This is a genomic window from Paracraurococcus lichenis (genome assembly GCF_030657435.1).
In the GTDB taxonomy this organism is placed as follows: domain Bacteria; phylum Pseudomonadota; class Alphaproteobacteria; order Acetobacterales; family Acetobacteraceae; genus Paracraurococcus; species Paracraurococcus lichenis.
On record NZ_JAUTWS010000469.1, the window covers coordinates 1 to 489 of the forward strand.

Here is a 489-nt window from a genome sequence, read left to right on the forward strand (position 1 = left end):
TATTGAGCCGGCCGCGGTGTTCTTGAGCTAGGCTGCGTAGCGGAACTGCGGATGGCGGAAGAAGGCGCGAATGCGGTCCGGCCGCTTGGACAGGCTGCGCATGTGGTTGACGACGGTCTGCTTGAGCTGCGACTTGCTGCGCGCCAGCGGCTTGGCGGTGACCACCTGCTTGACGTCGCCGTTCACACCCTCGTCCGGGTTCAGCTCGGGGCTGTAGGCGGGAAGGTGAAACACCTCGATCTGATCCTCGCGCCCCGCCAGCCAATCGCGGACCAGCCGCGCCCGGTGCACCTGCAAGCGGTCGAGGATAAGGAACACCTTGCGCCCGGCGTCGCGCACCAGGCGCTCGAGGAAGCGGATCAGGGTGGGCGCCTTGATCGCGCCGTCGAGGACCATCCAGCGCACCTCGCCCCGGTTGGTCACCGCCGAGACCAGGCCGACATTGGCCCGTCGGTGATTGGGGCGGACCACCGGGGTCTCACCCCGCGG

General features: G+C 68.3%; 1 protein-coding gene. It reads right to left on the reverse strand.

What is annotated here, in order from left to right; all coding sequences use genetic code 11:
• Window positions 1–27: 27 nt before the first annotated feature.
• On the reverse strand, window positions 28–489 hold a 462-nt coding region (locus tag Q7A36_RS40835), incomplete at its 5' end, for a transposase (protein ID WP_305109487.1).